The 18,292-nt window shown below is 68.2% G+C and carries 14 protein-coding genes and 1 pseudogene; 8 read left to right on the top strand and 7 right to left on the bottom strand.

Annotated elements, in window-relative coordinates; translation table 11 throughout:
- Nucleotides 1-61: 61 nt before the first annotated feature.
- The 3 genes from ACV22Z_RS03280 to ACV22Z_RS03270 form a co-directional block, all read right to left on the bottom strand.
- Entirely contained in the window at nt 62-967 is a 906-nt protein-coding gene (locus ACV22Z_RS03280) for a metal-dependent hydrolase (protein ID WP_448074867.1), read from the bottom strand.
- Between the two features lie 81 nt (nt 968-1,048).
- A complete protein-coding gene (locus tag ACV22Z_RS03275; RefSeq protein ID WP_448074866.1) occupies nt 1,049-2,836 on the bottom strand; it encodes an SDR family oxidoreductase in 1,788 nt (595 codons plus the stop codon).
- A 31-nt stretch (nt 2,837-2,867) separates the two neighbouring features.
- On the bottom strand, nt 2,868-3,776 hold the full coding sequence (locus tag ACV22Z_RS03270; protein ID WP_448074865.1) for a M24 family metallopeptidase: 909 nt from the start codon (nt 3,774-3,776) through the stop codon (nt 2,868-2,870).
- A gap of 489 nt (nt 3,777-4,265) precedes the next feature.
- On the opposite strand from ACV22Z_RS03270, the gene ACV22Z_RS03265 reads away from it, so the two are divergent.
- Nucleotides 4,266-5,543, top strand: coding sequence for a haloacid dehalogenase-like hydrolase (locus ACV22Z_RS03265; protein WP_448074864.1), 1,278 nt, complete (start codon nt 4,266-4,268; stop codon nt 5,541-5,543).
- A 138-nt stretch (nt 5,544-5,681) separates the two neighbouring features.
- Here ACV22Z_RS03265 and ACV22Z_RS03260 read toward each other — a convergent pair whose 3' ends face one another.
- The 3 genes from ACV22Z_RS03260 to ACV22Z_RS03250 all read right to left on the bottom strand — a co-directional run bounded on the left by ACV22Z_RS03260 (nt 5,682) and on the right by ACV22Z_RS03250 (nt 9,331).
- Nucleotides 5,682-6,455: a slipin family protein gene (locus ACV22Z_RS03260; RefSeq protein WP_059996945.1), complete on the bottom strand. Its 774-nt coding sequence runs from the start codon at nt 6,453-6,455 to the stop codon at nt 5,682-5,684.
- Nucleotides 6,452-8,092, bottom strand: a complete 1,641-nt coding sequence (locus tag ACV22Z_RS03255; RefSeq protein WP_448074863.1) for an NfeD family protein — start codon at nt 8,090-8,092, stop codon at nt 6,452-6,454. The genes ACV22Z_RS03260 and ACV22Z_RS03255 overlap by 4 nt, the downstream gene beginning before the upstream one ends.
- A gap of 204 nt (nt 8,093-8,296) precedes the next feature.
- The gene (locus ACV22Z_RS03250) at nt 8,297-9,331 is read right to left on the bottom strand and encodes an AraC family transcriptional regulator ligand-binding domain-containing protein (RefSeq protein ID WP_448074862.1); all 1,035 of its coding nucleotides are present in this window, start codon (nt 9,329-9,331) and stop codon (nt 8,297-8,299) included.
- A gap of 139 nt (nt 9,332-9,470) precedes the next feature.
- Between ACV22Z_RS03250 and ACV22Z_RS03245 the strand changes: the two genes are divergently transcribed.
- The 7 genes and pseudogenes from ACV22Z_RS03245 to ACV22Z_RS03215 all read left to right on the top strand — a co-directional run.
- Nucleotides 9,471-10,604, top strand: a complete 1,134-nt coding sequence (locus tag ACV22Z_RS03245; RefSeq protein ID WP_448074861.1) for an acyl-CoA dehydrogenase family protein — start codon at nt 9,471-9,473, stop codon at nt 10,602-10,604.
- A 308-nt stretch (nt 10,605-10,912) separates the two neighbouring features.
- Nucleotides 10,913-12,619 carry an AMP-binding protein gene (locus ACV22Z_RS03240; protein WP_448074860.1) on the top strand — a complete coding sequence of 569 codons (1,707 nt, stop codon included), beginning with the start codon at nt 10,913-10,915 and terminating at the stop codon, nt 12,617-12,619.
- Between the two features lie 154 nt (nt 12,620-12,773).
- Nucleotides 12,774-14,303 carry a CoA-acylating methylmalonate-semialdehyde dehydrogenase gene (locus ACV22Z_RS03235; protein WP_448074859.1) on the top strand — a complete coding sequence of 510 codons (1,530 nt, stop codon included), beginning with the start codon at nt 12,774-12,776 and terminating at the stop codon, nt 14,301-14,303.
- A gap of 19 nt (nt 14,304-14,322) precedes the next feature.
- On the top strand, nt 14,323-15,222 hold the full coding sequence (gene mmsB, locus ACV22Z_RS03230) for a 3-hydroxyisobutyrate dehydrogenase (RefSeq protein ID WP_448074858.1): 900 nt from the start codon (nt 14,323-14,325) through the stop codon (nt 15,220-15,222).
- A complete protein-coding gene (locus ACV22Z_RS03225) occupies nt 15,222-16,013 on the top strand; it encodes an enoyl-CoA hydratase (protein ID WP_448075156.1) in 792 nt (263 codons plus the stop codon). The genes mmsB and ACV22Z_RS03225 overlap by 1 nt, the downstream gene beginning before the upstream one ends.
- Complete coding sequence (locus tag ACV22Z_RS03220) at nt 16,010-17,149, top strand: enoyl-CoA hydratase/isomerase family protein (protein ID WP_448074857.1); 1,140 nt, start codon at nt 16,010-16,012, stop codon at nt 17,147-17,149. The genes ACV22Z_RS03225 and ACV22Z_RS03220 overlap by 4 nt, the downstream gene beginning before the upstream one ends.
- Before the next feature lie 256 nt (nt 17,150-17,405).
- Nucleotides 17,406-17,540, top strand: a pseudogene (locus ACV22Z_RS03215) (ribonuclease T2); the annotation flags it as partial.
- Between the two features lie 37 nt (nt 17,541-17,577).
- Here the strand turns inward: ACV22Z_RS03215 and ACV22Z_RS03210 are convergent.
- Nucleotides 17,578-18,267, bottom strand: coding sequence for a TetR/AcrR family transcriptional regulator (locus tag ACV22Z_RS03210; RefSeq protein WP_448074856.1), 690 nt, complete (start codon nt 18,265-18,267; stop codon nt 17,578-17,580).
- Nucleotides 18,268-18,292 lie beyond the last annotated feature (25 nt).

Raw genomic sequence — 18,292 nt, 5'->3', positions numbered from 1 at the left:
GAAGCCGCGATTGTACGCATTTCGCCGCGCGGTGCACGCGCAGCGCGTGCACGGACGTACGTCAAGCCTCCTTCGTGGCCCCCCAGTTGCCGCCATGCGCGGCCGCCTGGGCGGCCGGCGAGCGCGCGAGATACGCGAGCGCCTGTTCGGTCGACCCTTCGTGGTGCGGCGTGTAGCTCGGCTTGAAGTAGCGCAGCGCCGCGCCGATCACCTTCCAGAACGACGGCAGGTGCCCGCGCCGCGAGCCCTGCCACCACGACCGCACGAAACCCGGGTAGCGGCCCGCGTCCGGATCGCGCCTGTACATGAACTTCGCGCCCGTCGTGATGTAGTAGAGCAGCAGCACGATCACGAACGCCATGTGCAGGCAGCGCTCCGGATACGTGCCGCCCATGTGGCGATAGATGTCGAATGCGACGGTGCGATGCTCGACTTCCTCGGCGCCGTGCCAGCGCAGCAGGTCGACCATCGTCGGGTCCGCCTTGCCTTCGTCGAGCCCGTGCGCGTTGAGCACCCAGTTGCCGAGATAGCCGAAGAAGTGCTCGAGCGACGCGATCACCGCGAGCTGCTGGCGCAGCCAGAAGCGCGTATGGCCGATCTTCAGGCCGAACGGCGCCTCGCCGAGCACGCGCGTGAAGAGCCAGTTGAGCTTCTGCGTGAACGGCTTCGTGTCGATCCCGTGGCGGTCGTAGTAATGCTTGAGCACGCCGCCGTGCGAGCGCGAATGCACGGCCTCCTGACGCAGGAAGCCTTCGGCCTCGTCGCGCAGCTGCGCATCGGTGATATGCGGCAGCGCCTTGTTGTAGACGCGGCAGAACCACAGCTCGCCTTCCGGGAACAGCAGGTTCAGCGTGTTGATGATGTGCGTGCTGCCCGGATCGTTCGGCACCCAGGTGATCGGCGTGTCGCTGAAGTCGAACTTCACGTGACGGGCCTTGATCTTGTGGTAGTCGGCGGTTGCGGTCATCTGTGTCTCCGTGTGCGGCGTTGTTGCGGCCTGTCGCGGCTTGTTGCGGTTTATTGCGGCCTCTTGCAGCCTCATGCGCCGTCAATGCGATGCCATGCTGACGCGGGCGATCATCCGGCCGAGCCAGGGCATGAAGCGGCCGACGAAGCGCAGCGTGTGCGCCTCGGTGCCGACCGCGACGACCGGCCGGTTGCGCAGCACGCCGTCGACCATCGCCTGCGCGACGGTTTCAGGTTTCAGGCCGCGCATCTGGTAGAGCTTCGTCGCGCGTTTGCGCAGGCGCGCTTCGTCCTGCGCATTGGCGCCCGCGTAGTGCGTCGACGCCATGATTCCGGTTTCCGCGAAGCCGGGGCACACGGCCGTCACGCCGATGCCTTTGCCGGCCAGCTCCGCGCGCATGCATTCGCTCAGCATCAGCACCGCGGCCTTGGTCGTCGCGTAGGCCGGCAGGTCGCGCGACGGCCCGAATGCCGCCGCCGACGCGGTGTTGACGATGTGGCCGCCGCTGCCGCGCGCGGCCATCTGCTTCGCGAACAGGCGCGAGCCGTGGATCACGCCCCACAGGTTCACGTGCAGGATCCGCTCCCAGTGCGCGGCGCTCGTGTCGAGAATGCCGCCCGCCATCCCGATGCCCGCGTTGTTGATCACGACGTCCGCGCCGCCGAGTTCGGCACCTACCCAGGTGGCCAGCGCTTCCATCTCGTCGGCCGAGCCGACGTCGACGCGCTTCGCATGCGCGCGCGCGCCGATCAGCCGGACCAGCAGCGCGGTGCGCTCGGCGCTCGCCTGGTCGATGTCGGCCGCGACGATCGTCGCGCCTTCGCGCGCGAACGCGAGCGCCGCGCAGCGGCCGATCCCGCTGCCGGCGCCGGTGACGACCGCGACCTTGCCGCTGAAGCGTCCGCTCGTCGCGCGGCGGCGCGCGTTCGCGAGCGCGGGCGGCTCGTCGCCGCACTCGACCGCGTCGATCAGGTCCTGCGCGAGCCCTGCGAAGAGCGCGGGATCCGCGAGCGGCAGCCAGTGCCCGGCCGCGACTTCGCGCCGGTAGTACTGCGGCACCCAGCGCGACAGGTCTTCGGACAGCGCCGGGCTCACGTACTTGTCGCCGAGCGGCACGATCGTCTGCACGGGCGCGTGCGCGTAGCGCTCGCGCGGCGTGAAGAGGCAGCGGATGAAGTTCGCGCGATAGAGGCGCACGCCGCGCGCGCCGTCGTCGGCCTGCGTCGCGCGCGGCGCGACGGGCGTCTTTTCGACGCGGCGCAGCAGGCCCGGCCATGCGCGGCCGAGCCACAGCCGCCAGTTCAGCTCGGGGATGAACGGCAGATGGAACAGGTACACGTACCACGACCGCACGAGCTGGCCGCCGAGCCTGGCCAGCGAAGCGGGCGTCGGATGCAGCACGCGTTCGCGCATCCAGAAGCCGACGTGGTCGAGGCACGGGCCCGAGCATGACGTGTACGACGCGATGCGGCCTTCGAGCCGCGGCTCGGTGACGAACTCCCAGCCCTGGATCGAGCCCCAGTCGTGCGCGATCAGGTGGACTGGGCGGCCGGGGCAGAGCGCGTCGATCACCGCGATGAAATCGTCGGTCAGCTTCGCGAGATGGTAGTCGGACGTGCGCGCCGGCACGCCCGACAGGCCTGCGCCGCGCACGTCGTAGGCGATCACGTAGTGCTGTCGCGCGAGCAGCGGCGCGACGTCCTGCCAGACGCTGTTGTTGTCCGGATAGCCGTGCACGAGCACGACCGGCGTGCGGGCCGGGTCGCCCCAGGTGCGCACGGCGAGCGTCAGGCCGCCGGACGCGACGGCGGTTTCGGTGCATACCGAATCGAACAGGGCCAGCGGCGCTTCGTCGGAAAGAGGCTGCATCGTATGTCCGTTCAGAAGGAGAAGGGGCGTGTCAGGCTGCGGCCGGCACGGTCGCGACCGCGTTCGCGTTTGCGTTTGCGCGCTCGGCCTGGCGGCGTTGCCAGCGGCGCACGTGCGGCAGGTCGTCGTCGAGCCAGTACGCGTCGTCGTCGGTGATCACGAGCAGCTCCTCGAACTTCGCGCCGACGCCCGCGAAGCCCAGGTGCGGCTCCACGGCCCACAGGCCCGGCACCGGCGCGTGCTCGGAACGGCGGTCGATCGACCACAGCGGCGACCAGCCCTGCTGCCTGGCCGCGCGGCCCTGGTCGAGCAGCAGGTTGCGGGTCGCGTTCAGCCCGAAGCGGGCGACGAAGCGCGGCGTCGACAGCTTGTGGATCTTCGCGACGCGGTGCGCGAGCACCTTGAACGGATACGCCTTGTGGCGCGGCTCGACGCCCTGGTGGCGGCACAGCGCGTCGACTTCCTGCGCGACTTCGGCCATCGGCCGGCGTTCCCTGACGAGCCGCACGATCAGCTCGCGGTGGTCCATCAGGTCGTCCTGCAACTGCTCGAGGATCGGGTTCTCGCCGAGGCAGTGCGCGTAGCCGACGTCGGCGACGATGCCGTCGAGTACCGGCGCGACGTCGAGGATCACCGGCATGTCGGTTTCGAGCTGGCGGTTGCTCGGGAAGAACGCGAGGTTGAAGCCGGCCATGTGCTTGAGGCCGGAGAAGCCGTCGAACGCGGTGCGGTCGCCGAACCACGCGAACGGCTTGTGCAGCCAGTCGCGCACGCCGTGGTCCTGCAGCCATTCGGTCAGGAGCCGCGCGGCTTCCTTCTCGGTGATACCGGGGTACAGCATGCCGCCGACCGTTTCCACGCAGCGGTACGCGAGCCGCTGGACCGCGCGGAACTGCGGCAGCTCTTCGGTATGGATCTCCGGCAGCGGATGGTCGGCCATGATGCGTCGTCTCCTGTTTCGGATGTCGACCGAACCCGGCGCTTTCGCCGTGGGTTCGGTCCCATGCAAAGTTGTCGTTGCTGATCCGGAATGCACCCGCCAGGCGTTGCCGCCCCAGGGTTGTTCGATCAGCGCTTAATGTGCCATTGAGTAATGTAACAATAATAGACGGTTCAGTGAGACGCGTCAGTGGGCGGAGATGAGGGGTTTTCCTAATGAAGCGGGGAAATGGAGTCAAAGCTCTAGATTCCCGGCTGGCGCTCGTCCGGGGCGGCTCGGGATGTCGCGCTGTCGTTCCGGATCAATTTGGCGTCGCATCACGGCGTGACGCTGTCAAATTGCCGAAATAATTTCGTCAGATCATTCGCCGCCATTTCGGAGTCGCCCCGGCTTCGCAGCGCCGATGAACCGCTGGAGCGCTGCGATGCACGCCGCGCGTCACGCGAGGTAGCGACCGAAGCCAAATCGTCATATCCACGGAGAGAGACCATGCAGCGCCGCACCTTCATGAACACCCTTGCCGCGGCGACCGCCGCGACGTCGTTGATGCTCAAGGCCGGCACGGCCGACGCAAAGAACGCCGCTTCGCCGGACGCGCTCGACCCGGGCCGCTGGTCGCCATTCAACGCCGCGCGCCTGCAGGCGGTGCTCGACCAGCATGGTGTCGGGAGCCCGCGCTATGACGCGAAGCGCCGCCCGTACGCGGTATTCGACTGGGACAACACGTGCATCATGAACGACTGCGAAGAGGCGTTGCTGATGTACCAGATCGACCATCTGCAGTACAAGCTGACGCCGGACGAATTCGTCGGCGTGATGTGGAAGGACGTGCCGAAGGGTGCGTTCGTGAAGGATTACACGACGGTGGACGGCAAGCCGGTGACGATGGAGGACCTCGCCGCCGATGTGGAATCCGACTATCGCTGGCTCTACGCGAACTACAAGGGCTTCGGCGGCGACAAGAGCCTCGACGAGATTCGCGAGACCGACCAGTTCAAGGATTTCCGCGCGAAGCTGTACTTCATGTACGACGCGATCTGCGATACGCATCCGCTCGAGATCGGCTACAAGTGGATCATCTACTTCTACAGGAACATGACGACCGCCGAGCTGCAGGCGATGGCGGAAGCGTCGAACAACTACGCGATCGGCGACGCGCTGCGCAAGGTCCGCTACGAAAGCCCGAAGACGCTGCCGGGCATGGCCGGCGTGGTCGCCGACACGCACTTCCACGGCATCCGCATTCATGAGGAAATCCGCGCGGTGATGCACACGCTGCGCGCGAACGGCATCGACGTGTACGTGAGCACCGCATCGCTCGACGATGTCGTGCGCGTGTTCGCCGGCAATCCGAACTACGGCTACGGCGTGCCGCCGGAGAACGTGATCGGCCTGCGCCTCGACATGCAGGACGGCAAGTACGTCAGCCGCTACCCGGAAGGCTGGCACTTCAACTACGGCCCGGGCAAGACGGTCGGCATCCGCAACGTGCTCGTGTCGAAGAAGGGTTACGGTCCGCTGCTGGTGTTCGGCGACAGCGACGGTGACGCGTGGATGCTGCGCGACTTCAAGGACACCGCGGCCGGCGTGATCGTCAATCGGATGAAGAAGGGCGAGATCGGCGCGGACAGCAAGCTCGCGGCCGAGCAGATCGGTAACCCGAACGCGCGCTTCCTGCTGCAGGGCCGCGACGAGCACACGGGGCTGATGATTCCCGACGAGAAGTCGATCAAGTACGGCAAGACGGAGCGCAAGCTGCTGGCGTGATGCCTGATGCCTGATGCCTGATGCGTGATGCGTGACGCGTGACGGGTGACGGGTGACGGGTGACGGGTGCGGGGCCGCGCTGGCCCTCGCATCCGTCGGGATCAGCCGCCGCGTCGCGCGGGCCGGGAAACGTCAGGCTCACCGCTCGCGCGGCGGCCCGAAGCGCTCGAGCAAGGAACTCAGCAGCTCGACCGGCAGCGGAAACACGATCGTCGAGTTCTTGTCGGCTGCGATCGTCGTCAGCGTCTGCAGGTAGCGCAGCTGCATCGCCTGTGGCTGCAGCGCGAGCCGCTGCGCGGCCTGCAGCAGCTTCTCGGACGCCTGCAGCTCGCCTTCCGCGTGGATCACCTTCGCGCGCCGCTCGCGTTCGGCTTCCGCCTGCCGCGCGATCGCGCGGACCATCGTCTCGTTCAGGTCGACGTGCTTGATCTCGACCGTCGACACCTTGATGCCCCATGCGTCGGTCTGCGCGTCGAGCGTCTTCTGGATGTCGGCGTTCAACTGCTCGCGCTCGGCGAGCAGCGCGTCCAGCTCGTGCTTGCCGAGCACCGAACGCAGCGTCGTCTGCGCGAGCTGGCTCGTCGCGTCGAAGAAGCGCGCGACCTGGATCACGGCCTTCTCCGGATCGACGACGCGGAAATACACGACCGCATTCACCTTCACCGACACGTTGTCGCGCGTGATCACGTCCTGCGCGGGCACGTCGAACACGACGGTGCGCAGGTCGATCCGCACGACCTGCTGGACGATCGGGATGATCAGCACGAGCCCGGGTCCCTTGACCTTCCAGAAGCGGCCGAGCATGAACACGACGCCGCGCTCGTATTCGCGGAAGATGCGGATCGACGATGCAACAAGCAGCACCGCGAAAACGATCAGAAGGCTGCTGAAGCCGAACGTGTAGCCGATCATGGTTGTTCTCCTTTGTTGATCGGAGTGTGCGCATTAGCGCTTACGCCGGTCCTGCCCACGCGGGAGTCGACCGGAGCTGGCGCTTCAGCGCTTGTTGCGGTGCCGCGCTGAGCGGGCGGCTTGTCGTAGAGCGGCGCAACCGTGAGCATCAGCCCCTGGCGGCCCGTGACGCGCACCCGGCAGCCCGCCGCGAGCGGCGCGTTGCTGGCGACCCGCCAGCGCTCGCCGTGCACCCGCGCCCAGCCGGCGGCGGACGGCGCCGGACCGGCGGCGGTGTGCGGCTGGTCGGGCACGAGGCCGTCGTCGAGCACTTCGCCGATGCTGCCGACCATCGCTTCGCCGCCGGTGACGACCGGGCGGTGCCGCGCGCGCAGCGCGAGGCTCGATACGCCCGCGACGAGCAGGCCGCCGCCGAGCGCGAGGCCCGCGATCAGCGGCCACGGGATGCCGTAGCCGGGCACGTCGGTATCGATCAGCATTAGCGCGCCGATCGTGAACGACACGATGCCGCCGAAGCCGAGCACGCCAAAGGTCGGCAGGAACGCCTCGGCGACGAGGCACGCGAGCCCGAGCAGCACGAGCCCGAGGCCCGCGTAGTTGACCGGCAACAGTTGCATCGCGAACAGGCCGATCAGCAGGCAGATCGTGCCCACGAGGCCCGGCAGCACGAAGCCGGGGTTCGCGAATTCGAAGAAGAGGCCGTAGATGCCGAGCGTCAGCAGGATCAGCGCGACATTCGGATCCGCGATGATCGACAGGAAGCGGTTGCGCCAGTCGGGCTCGACGGCGACGAGCGGCGCATGCGCGGTCGCGAGTCGCTGCACGCCGGTGGACGTCGTCACGGTGCGTCCGTCGAGCTGGCGCGCGAGGTCGGCCGGGTCCTGCGCGATCAGGTCGACGACGTGCTGCGCGCGCGCTTCGGTTGCGGACAGGCTGACCGCCTCGCGCACCGCGCGCTCGCCCCATTCGGCGTTGCGGCCGCGCAGCTGCGCGAGGCCGCGGATGTACGCGGAGGCGTCCTGCATCGCCTTGCGGATCTCGGTCGATTGCGTGTCGGTCGGCAACGCGGCCGAGACGGCCGATGCACCCGACGCGCCCGACGCAGGCGACGCGCCGGTCGGCGACGGCGGGTTGCCCCCGGGCGCGCCGCCAATGCCGAACTGGACGGGCGACGCCGCGCCGAGATTGGTGCCCGGCGCCATCGCCGCGATGTGGCTCGCGTACACGATATAGGTGCCCGCGCTCGCCGCGCGCGCGCCGCTCGGCGCGACGAACGCGGCGACCGGCACCGGCGAGCCGAGGATCGCCTTGATGATCTGCCGCATCGACGTATCGAGGCCGCCGGGCGTGTCGAGCTGCAGGATCGCGAGCGGCGCACGTTCGCGCGCCGCGCGGCCGAGCCCGCGGACGATGAAATCGGCGCTGGCCGGCCCGATCGCGCCGTTGACCGACATCACGATGACGGGCGGATGGCCGGCCAGTGAGGTCGAGGCGGGCGGCGGCACGGCGACGGCCGCGCACACGACAAGCAGCGCCGCGAACAGCGCGGCGCGCGCGACCCGCGCCGACAGCGGGTGGGGAAGGTGGCGCCCCGACGCGTCATGCGTCGGCAGATGCCAATGATGTTGAAAGCGCATCGGGACGTCCGGGCGGCGCGCGGCCGCACGCCGTCCGGCCCGCAGGAAGGGCGCTGGCCCGATGTTTAAAGAGTAGGCGGTTTCTGCGGATTCTGCGGTTTCTGCAGAAGGCGCGATGGCGGGCGTTGCCGGGGCGGTGGCGTGGCCGATGTCAGCAAGGTCGCTGAAGCCACCAAAGCTGCCGAACCCGCCGAACCCGCCAAATCATCGCGCCCCTGCCGTGCGCCCCAGCGCCTCGTCGCGAAACTCGGCCGGGCTGCGTCCGCTCCACTTGCGAAACGCGCGGTAGAAAGCGCTCGGCTCCGCGAAGCCGGCCGCCGCGGCGACATCGGCGATCGTGCGCGACGGATCGGCGAGCGCCTCGAACGCGAGGTCACGCCGCAGTGCGTCCTTGATCGACTGGTACGCGTGGCCTTCCTGGTGCAGCTTGCGGCGCAGCGTCGCCTCGGCCACGTGCAGCCGCACGGCCATCTCCGACGCGCCCGGCCACGCGGCGGGCGGCATCCCGCGCAGCACCGCGCGCACGCGCTGCGCGAGCGCGTTCGGGTTGCGGTACTTGACGATGAAGCTGGCCGGCGCATTGCGCTGGAACGTCTTCAGCGTCTTCGCGTTCTGCACGACCGGCAGCGCCGCGAATTCGGGATCGAAATCGACATACGAATCGGGCTGGTTGAAGCGCATGTCGTCGCAGAACATCGACGGGTATTCGTGCTCGGCGGGCGGCGTGTCGCAGCGGAAACTCGCGTGCAGCAGCGGGATGCGCCGGCCGATCAGCCAGCAGGTGAGGCCGTACACGATGATGAAATAGGTCGCGTACGTGAACATCGCGGGCGCCGGGCCGTTGTTGCGGTGCACGAAGCGCAGCCGCACGCGCTGCGGATTCGCGTCGAGTTCCGCGTGCAGGTCGTCGAGCACGCAGTGCATGAAGTTCACCGCGCGCGCCATCGCATGCAGGCCGTCGCGTGCGGTGAGCGCCGCCTGGCTCATCGCGATGAAGCTGCCGCTTCGCATCGGGTGGCGGTCCTGGCCGAAGAACTCGTCGTCGAGCGTGCGCGCGATCGCGTTCCACAGCGCGCCGTACTGCTGCGCGGACACCCGCGCGCGCGGCTGGTCGAGCAGCGCCGGCGCGATGCCGGCCTGCGCGAGCAGCGGCTCGGCGGCGACGCCGCGCCGCGTCGCGAGCGCGACGCTGTACGCGACGAGGCTGATTGCGATGGTTCCCTTTTCTTCCTGCTTCATCGACGGCGCCGTTATGGCAAAAACGCTCAGTGTAATTGAGCGGGGCGAGCATCGAACAGTGGCGCACGCTTGCCTACACTTGTTTCATCCAAACACATTGCGGCCGGGCCACGCGCGGCCGCCGGGAGACAGCAGCGCCATGGACGAGCTTTACACCGAAGACCAGCGGATGATCCGCGACGCCGCGCGCGCTTTTGCCACTGACGTGCTGGCGCCGAATGCCGCGCAGTGGGACCGCGACGCGCACCTGCCGGACGAGGTCGTCGCGCAGCTCGGCGAGCTGGGGCTGCTCGGGATGATCGTGCCGCAGGAGCTCGGCGGTTCGTATACGGACTACGTCGCGTACGCGCTCGCGATGGAGGAGGTCGCCGCCGGCGACGCCGCGTGCGCGACGATGATGAGCGTGCACAACTCGGTCGGCTGCGGGCCGATACTCGGTTTCGGCACGCCCGCTCAGAAGGAGCGCTGGCTCGCCGACATGGCGGCCGGCCGCACGATCGGCGCGTTCTGCCTGACCGAGCCGCAGGCCGGCTCCGAAGCGCACAACCTGCGCACCCGCGCGGAACTGCGCGACGGCAAATGGGTGCTGAACGGCGCGAAGCAGTTCGTGACCAATGGCCAGCGCGCCGGCATCGCGATCGTTTTTGCCATCACGGATCCGGACGCCGGCAAGCGCGGCATCTCCGCGTTCCTCGTGCCGACCGACACGCCGGGCTTCATCGTCGGCAAGCCCGAGAAGAAGATGGGCATCAAGGCGTCCGACACGTGCCCGATCACGTTCGAGAACTGCGCGATTCCCGAGGAGAACCTGCTTGGCAACCGCGGCGAAGGGCTGAAGATCGCGCTGTCGAACCTCGAAGGCGGCCGGATCGGCATTGCCGCGCAGGCGCTCGGCATTGCGCGCGCCGCGTTCGACAAGGCGCGCCGCTATGCGGGCGAGCGCGTGCAGTTCGGCAAGCCGCTCGCCGAGCATCAGGCGATCCAGCAGAAGCTCGCGGACATGGCGACGCAGATCAACGCCGCGCGCCTGCTCGTGCATCACGCGGCGAAGCTGCGCACGGCCGGCCTGCCGTGCCTGTCGGAAGCGTCGCAGGCGAAGCTGTTCGCGTCGGAGATGGCGGAGCGCGTGTGCTCGGATGCGATCCAGATCCACGGCGGCTACGGCTATCTCGCCGATTACGAAGTCGAGCGTCATTACCGCGACGCGCGCATCACGCAGATCTACGAGGGAACCAGCGAAGTGCAACGGATGGTGATCGCGCGGCAGCTTTGAGCCGCGACGATCTTCACGACAGCGGCCGCCACGCCGGTCCGCAATGGCACGAGGGTATCGCGGTGAACGCGGCACGCAACGACGTGACCGTGCGCCGCGCGACGTGGGAGCGGAGCGGGCACTCGAGCGCCGAACGCTTTGCAAGGGGCCGAACCCGGGGCGGAAGCACCGGGTTCGGCCGACGGTCTTGCAACGCGCCGGCATGAGCGCCAAAGCATCCGCTCCGATCGAACGGAGACAGCGAAGCATGGGACCGGAGCAAGCGCTAAAGCGCTAACTCCGGTCGACAGGAGACAGGAGACGACACGATGACGGTACAGGCATTCCTGGACGCACGCGACTTTCTGCTGCGCCACCGCACCGACTACGAAACCGCATACCGCGATTTCCAGTGGCCGGTGCTCGACACGTTCAACTGGGCGCTCGATTACTTCGACGTGATGGCGCGCGGCAACGACAAGCCCGCGCTGTGGATCGTCGATGCGGCGACCGGCACGGGCGACCCGTATTCGTTTGCGCAGATGTCCGAGCGCTCGTCGCGGATCGCGAACTGGTTGCGCGGCATCGGCGTCACGCGCGGCGACCGGATCCTGCTGATGCTGCCGAACCGCGTCGAGCTGTGGGACGCGATGCTCGCCGCGATGAAGCTCGGCGCGGTCGTGCTGCCAGCGACGACGCAGCTGTCCGCCGACGACGTGCGCGACCGCGTGCAGATCGGCGGCGCGAAATACGCGATCGTCGACGACAACGAAACCGCGAAATTCGAGCAGCCGGACCTCGGCCTCGCGCAGAGGATCGTCGCCGGCGCGCCGCGCGACGGCTGGCTCGCGATGAACGACGGCTACGCGGCGCCGGCTGCATTCACGCCGGATGCCGTCACGCACGCGAGCGATCCGATGCTGCTGTACTTCACGTCCGGCACGACGTCGAAGCCGAAGCTCGTCGAGCATACGCATCGCACCTATCCCATCGGCAGCCTGTCGACGATGTACTGGGTCGGCCTGCAGCCGGGCGACATCCACTGGAACATCAGTTCGCCCGGCTGGGCAAAGCACGCGTGGAGCTGCTTCTACGCGCCGTGGAATGCGCAGGCGTGCGTGTTCGCGTTCAATTACGCGCGCTTCGAGCCGAAGGTCGTGCTCGACGCGATCGTCAAATACCAGGTGACGACGCTGTGCGCGCCGCCGACCGTGTGGCGGATGCTCGTGCAGCAGCCGCTCGCGTCGTTCGACGTGAAGCTGCGCGAGATCGTCGGCGCGGGCGAGCCGCTGAACCCCGAGATCATCGAGCGCGTGAAGAAGGCGTGGGGCATCACGATCCGCGACGGCTACGGCCAGACCGAGACGACCTGCCTGATCGGCAATTCGCCGGGCCAGCCGGTCGTGGCCGGGTCGATGGGCCGCCCGCTGCCCGGCTACACGATCGAACTGCTCGACCCGGACGGCACGCCAGTGAGCGAAGGCGAAGTCGCGCTGCCGGTCGGCCCGGACGTCACGCGTCCGGTCGGCCTGATGAAAGGCTATGCGAACAACCCCGAAGCAACCGCGCACGCGATGCGCGATGGCCACTACCGCACATCGGACATCGCGATGCGCCGCGACGACGGCTACTTCGTCTACATCGGCCGCGCGGACGACGTGTTCAAGTCGTCCGACTACCGGCTGAGCCCGTTCGAACTCGAAAGCGTGCTGATCGAGCATCCGGCGATCGCCGAGGCGGCCGTCGTGCCGAGCCCGGACCCCGTGCGGCTCGCGGTGCCGAAGACCTTCATCACGCTGCGCCAGGGCTACGAGGAGAGCCCGGCGCTCGCGCTCGAGATCTTCCGCTTCTCGCGCGAGAAGCTCGCGCCGTACAAGCGCATCCGTCGCCTGCAGTTCGCGGACCTGCCGAAGACGATCTCCGGCAAGATCCGCCGCGTCGAGTTGCGCCGGCGCGAGATCGAGCGCGGCGACGACACGAGCGCACGGATGCCCGGCGAATACTGGGAAGAGGATTTTGCTGCTGAACTGAAATGACCTGACCGCGGGCCGCGTGTGCCGTGCTGACACGGCGCAGCGCTCGCAACCGGTCGCGGACGACCGGCCGTCCGCGACCGGTCCTCCACAACTGCATCGAACCGGCCGCCTGCGCGCGACGTCGCGCGGCGGCACTCCCAAGGAGAGCAAAACGATGAACGCGAATCCGACGCCCCAGACGGGGCAAGACGCGCCGACGGTCAAGCTGCTGATCGACGGCGAATTTGTCGAATCGAAGACGCACGAGTGGCGCGCCATCATCAATCCGGCCACGCAGCAGGTACTCGCGCGCGTGCCGTTCGCGACCGTCGCCGAAGTCGACGCGGCCGTGCAGGCCGCGCAGGCGGCGTTTGCGTCGTGGAAGAACACGCCGATCGCCGCGCGCATGCGCATCATGCTGAAGTTCCAGGATCTCGTGCGCACGAACCTGCAGCGGATCGCGAAGACGCTGACCGCCGAGCAGGGCAAGACGCTGCCGGACGCCGAAGGCGACATCTTCCGCGGCCTCGAAGTCGTCGAGCATGCGTGCTCGGTCGGCACACTGCAGCTCGGCGAGTTCGCGGAGAACGTCGCGGGCGGCGTCGACACCTACACGCTGCGCCAGCCGCTCGGCGTGTGCGCGGGCATCACGCCGTTCAACTTCCCCGCGATGATTCCGCTGTGGATGTTCCCGATGGCGATCGTGTGCGGCAACACGTTCGTGCTGAAGCCGTCCGAGCAGGACCCGCTGTCGACGATGGAGCTCGTCGAGCTCGCGGTCGAGGCCGGCGTGCCGAAGGGCGTGCTGAACGTCGTGCACGGCGGCAAGGAAGTGGTCGACGCGATCTGCACGCATCCGCTCGTGAAGGCGATCTCGTTCGTCGGCTCGACCGCGGTCGGCACGCACGTGTACCAGCTCGGCAGCGCGAACGGCAAGCGCGTGCAGTCGATGATGGGCGCGAAGAACCACGCGGTGGTGCTGCCCGACGCGAACCGCGAGCAGACGATCAACGCACTCGTCGGCGCCGGCTTCGGCGCGGCAGGGCAGCGCTGCATGGCGACGTCGGTCGCGGTGCTGGTCGGCGACGCGCGCGACTGGCTGCCCGATCTCGTCGCGAAGGCGAAGCTGCTGAAGGTGAACGCAGGTGCGGAAGCCGGCACCGACGTCGGCCCGGTCGTGTCGAAGGCCGCGAAGGAACGCATCCTGTCGCTGATCGAATCGGGCGTGAAGGAAGGCGCGAAGCTCGAGCTCGACGGCCGCGGCGTGACGGTGCCCGGCTACGAGAGCGGCAACTTCGTCGGCCCGACGATCTTCTCGGGCGTGAAGACCGACATGTCGATCTACACGCATGAGATCTTCGGCCCGGTGCTCGTCGTGCTCGAAGCGGACTCGCTCGACGACGCGATCGCGCTCGTCAACGCGAACCCATTCGGCAATGGCGTGGGGCTGTTCACGCAGAGCGGCGCGGCCGCGCGCAAGTTCCAGAGCGAGATCGACGTTGGCCAGGTCGGCATCAACATCCCGATCCCGGTGCCGGTGCCGTTCTTCAGCTTCACGGGCTCGCGCGGTTCGAAGCTCGGCGATCTCGGCCCGTACGGCAAGCAGGTCGTGCAGTTCTACACGCAGACGAAGACGGTCACCGCGCGCTGGTTCGACGACGACGCGACGGTCGGCCATGTGAACACGACGATCCGTCTGCACTGACAGTGAAAGGGAGGCTGCGATGAAGATCGGATTTATCGGCCTGGGCCACATGGGCGCGCCGATGGCGCTGAACCTGCTGAAGGCCGGCCACGAAGTGCATGCATTCGACCTCAGCGCCGATGCGCTGCGTGCGCTGCAGGACGCGGGCGCGCAGGTGGCCGGCTCGCCGCGCGATGCGGCGGCCGGCGCGGAGTTCGTGATCACGATGCTGCCGGCCGCACCGCACGTGCGCTCGGTGCTGACCGGCGAGAACGGCGTGCTGGCCGGGCTCGGCGCGGGCGCGACGGTGATCGATTCGAGCACGATCGACCCGGCGAGCGCGCAGGCGTTCGGCGCGCTCGTGCGCGAGCACGGCGGCGCGTTCGTCGATGCGCCGGTGTCGGGCGGCACGGGCGGCGCGGCGGCGGGTACCTTGACCTTCATGGTCGGCGGCAGCGACGCGGATTTCGAGCGCGTGAAGCCGGTGCTCGCGGGGATGGGCAAGAACATCGTCCATTGCGGCGCGACCGGGATGGGGCAGGTCGCGAAGGTCTGCAACAACCTCGTGCTCGGCATCTCGATGGCGGCCGTGTCGGAAGCGATGTCGCTCGGCGTCGCCCTCGGCATCGACCCGAAGGTGCTGGCCGGCATCGTCAACACGTCGACGGGCCGCTGCTGGAGTTCCGACACTTACAACCCGTATCCGGGCGTGATCGAGACCGCGCCGTCGTCGCGCGGCTACACGGGCGGCTTCGGCACCGACCTGATGCTGAAGGATCTCGGCCTCGCGAACGACGCGGCAAAGCAGGCGCGTCAGCCCGTCTATCTCGGCGCGCTCGCGCAGCAGCTTTACCAGACGATGAGCAGCCGCGGCGACGGGCAGCTCGATTTCTCGGCGGTGATCCGCCTCTATCAACCGGCTACGAAGAAGGACGCGTGATGATCGAACTGGACTACGTCGACGACGGCGCGATCGCGTGCGCGACGCTCAAGCGTCCGCCCGCGAATGCATTCTCACCCGAAGGCCTGCAGCAGTTGCAGCGGACCATCGCCGAACTGGATGCCGACCCGCGCGTTCGGGCGCTCGTGATCACCGGCGACGGCCCGAAGTTCTTCAGCGCGGGCGCGGACCTGAACACGTTCGCCGACGGCGACCGCGCCGTCGCGCGCGAGATGGCGTCGCGTTTCGGCGCGGCGTTCGAGGCGCTGTCCGATTCGCGCTTCGTGACGATCGCGGCGATCAACGGCTATGCGATGGGCGGCGGGCTCGAATGCGCGCTCGCGTGCGACCTGCGGATCGCCGAGACGCATGCGCAGATGGCGCTGCCCGAGCCGTCGGTCGGCCTGCTGCCGTGCGGGCTCGGCACGCAGACGCTGCCGTGGCTCGTCGGCGAAGGCTGGGCGAAGAAGATCATCCTCGCCGGCACGCGCGTCGATGCGGCGACCGCGCTCAGGATCGGCCTCGTCGAGGACGTCGTCGAAAGCGGCGCGTCGCGCGACGCGGCGCTCGCACTTGCGCGCAACGTCGTGCGGCAGAGCCCGCACGCGGTCGCGTACAGCAAGGAGCTGATCGGCCTCGCGCGACACGGCGTGCCGCGCAGCGCGGCACTCGCGGTCGAGCGCGAGCGCTTCGTCGACCTGTTCGACACGAACGATCCGCGCGAAGGCGTCGCCGCGTTTCTCGGCAAGCGCGCACCGCAATGGCAACCCGATGGAGAGCAAGACCGATGAGCACGCCGATGACCACGCACGACGCATTTGCCGACGCCGCGCCCGAAGTGCTGTTTCGCGTGCTGAACCGCGTCGCGCTGATCACGCTGAACCGGCCGGCCGCGCTCAATGCGCTGTCGCACGGGATGGTGTGCGAGCTGGCCGTGCTGCTCGAACGCTGCCGCAATGACGACCAGATCGTCGCCGTCGTGCTGCGCGGCGCGGGCGAGAAGGGCTTCTGCGCGGGCGGCGACGTGCGCGCGCTGTACCGGATGGCGTCGCAGCGCGACACGTGGCTGCCGTTCTTCGTCGACGAATACCGGCTCGACTACGCGATCCATACGTTCCCGAAGCCGGTGGTCGCGCTGATGGACGGCGTGACGATGGGCGGCGGCATGGGGCTCGCGCAAGGCGCTGCGCTGCGCGTCGCGACCGAGCGGAGCAAGATCGCGATGCCGGAGACGCGCATCGGCCTGCTGCCGGACGTCGGCGCGACGCATTTCCTGTCGCGCATGCCGGTCGAGCTCGAGCTGTACGTCGGCCTGACGGGTGCGATGCTGTCCGGCGCCGATGCGCTCACCGCGAAGCTTGCGGATCTGTGCGTGCCGTCGTCGTGGCTCGACACGTTCGAGACGCGCATCGAGAACGTGAAATGGGACGGCGACGCATTGGCCGCGCTGCGCAAGGTGTTCGAGCCGCCGTGCAATGTGGTGCCGCATGCGGCGCTCGATACGCAGATGCCGTGGATCGTCCGGCACTTCGACAAGCGCTCGACGGTCGAGCGGATTGTCGCGACGCTCGCGCAGGATCTCGCGCGCGACGAGCTGTCGCGCGAGCATCGACAATGGCTGCAGGCGACGCTCGACGCATTGCGCGGCCATTCGCCGACGATGCTCGCGGTGACGCGCGAGGCGCTGCTGCGCGGGCGGCAGATGACGCTCGCCGAATCGTTCCGGATGGAGCTCGGGATCGTCGCACGCGCGATCGAAGAAGGCGACTTCCGCGAAGGCGTGCGCGCGCATCTCGTCGACAAGGATCGCAAGCCGCGCTGGGCGCCTGCGTCGCTCGTCGAGCTGCGTGCGGAGCGTGTGCGGTATTTCCTCACGTCGCCGTGGAAATTGTTTGCGCATCCGCTGGTCGAGCTGGGCGCGGCTTGACGCGGAAACACGCCGCGCACGCGCGCGGTGCGGCGATGCCGGTGCGTACGCGATGCGTCGCACCGGCATCGTTCATTCACCGTGGGTTTTGTCGCGGGACCTCTGAACGCGGCCATTGTCCGCGTGGCTGACTCCTCGGCCGTCATCGCCCGATCATCGGCGGAATCGCCTGCGCGAGCGCGTCGATCACGCAGCGCGGCATGCCGCGGCGCTTCGCGATCACGCGTCGTGTGCGTCAGCGGCGATCTGCTTTGTCGTGTCTGCGTCGGCGATTGCGTGGATCGCGGTGAAGACGAATGCGACAGCGCAGTTTCCGGGCGCAGCATCGCTCGTGACGGACGCGAATACGCAGGGGACGTGTCCGACGTTGGGCATGTATATCGCGAAGTAGCGACGAACCGACGTCGGCATAACCGGCGGCGAGACGCTTAGCGCACGCCGTCGGATTCTCCCAGCAGCGACCGCGTTTCCCCCGAGGGCTCCGCGCAAAGCACGCTCTCGAACGTATCGATCATGCTGGATATCGCATAGTGCGGCGACCACAGCCGATCCGCTTCGCCGTCGTCCCGGCTCGCCTCCCACGCCGCCAGCGCGCTGTTGCCGTAGATGCCGACGAGTGACAGCCGGTGATCCACGATGGCCGGCGGAAGTTGCGGCAGCAACGTTCGCAGGTGCGCATTGCAGCGCTGATAGCCGAGATTCCACTTGTTTTCCAGCGCGTCGCGCAGGAACGCCCGGTTGTTGAGCTGCAGATTGGCGATCATCCGGATGTAGGTCGCATGACCGGTGCGTTCCGCCAGATCGAGCATCGGAAAGATCAGCGCGCCCAGCACCGCTCGCATGGTGATCCCGCCCGCCGCCTCCAGTTTGTCGAGCCGCGCCTGCCGGTCTTCGTCGATCAGCCGTGCGCCGTCGACGACGAGCTCGCGCGCCAGTTCGAGCTTGTTCCCGAAGTAATAGCGCAGCGACGCGCTGTTCCGCTGCCCGGCAGCAGAAATGATGTCCTGCACGGACACGCCGTCCAATCCGCGTAGCGCGAAAAGTCGTTGGGCTTCCTCTTTCAGACGAGTTCGGGTCTCGGCCCCGTCCGACCGAAGGGTTTTCCCTGATGTGCTCATTACTTTACCGTGTCTGGTTAACTAA

Source organism: Burkholderia sp. PU8-34, assembly GCF_053427725.1.
This window is presented reverse-complemented; position numbering and strand designations above follow the sequence as displayed.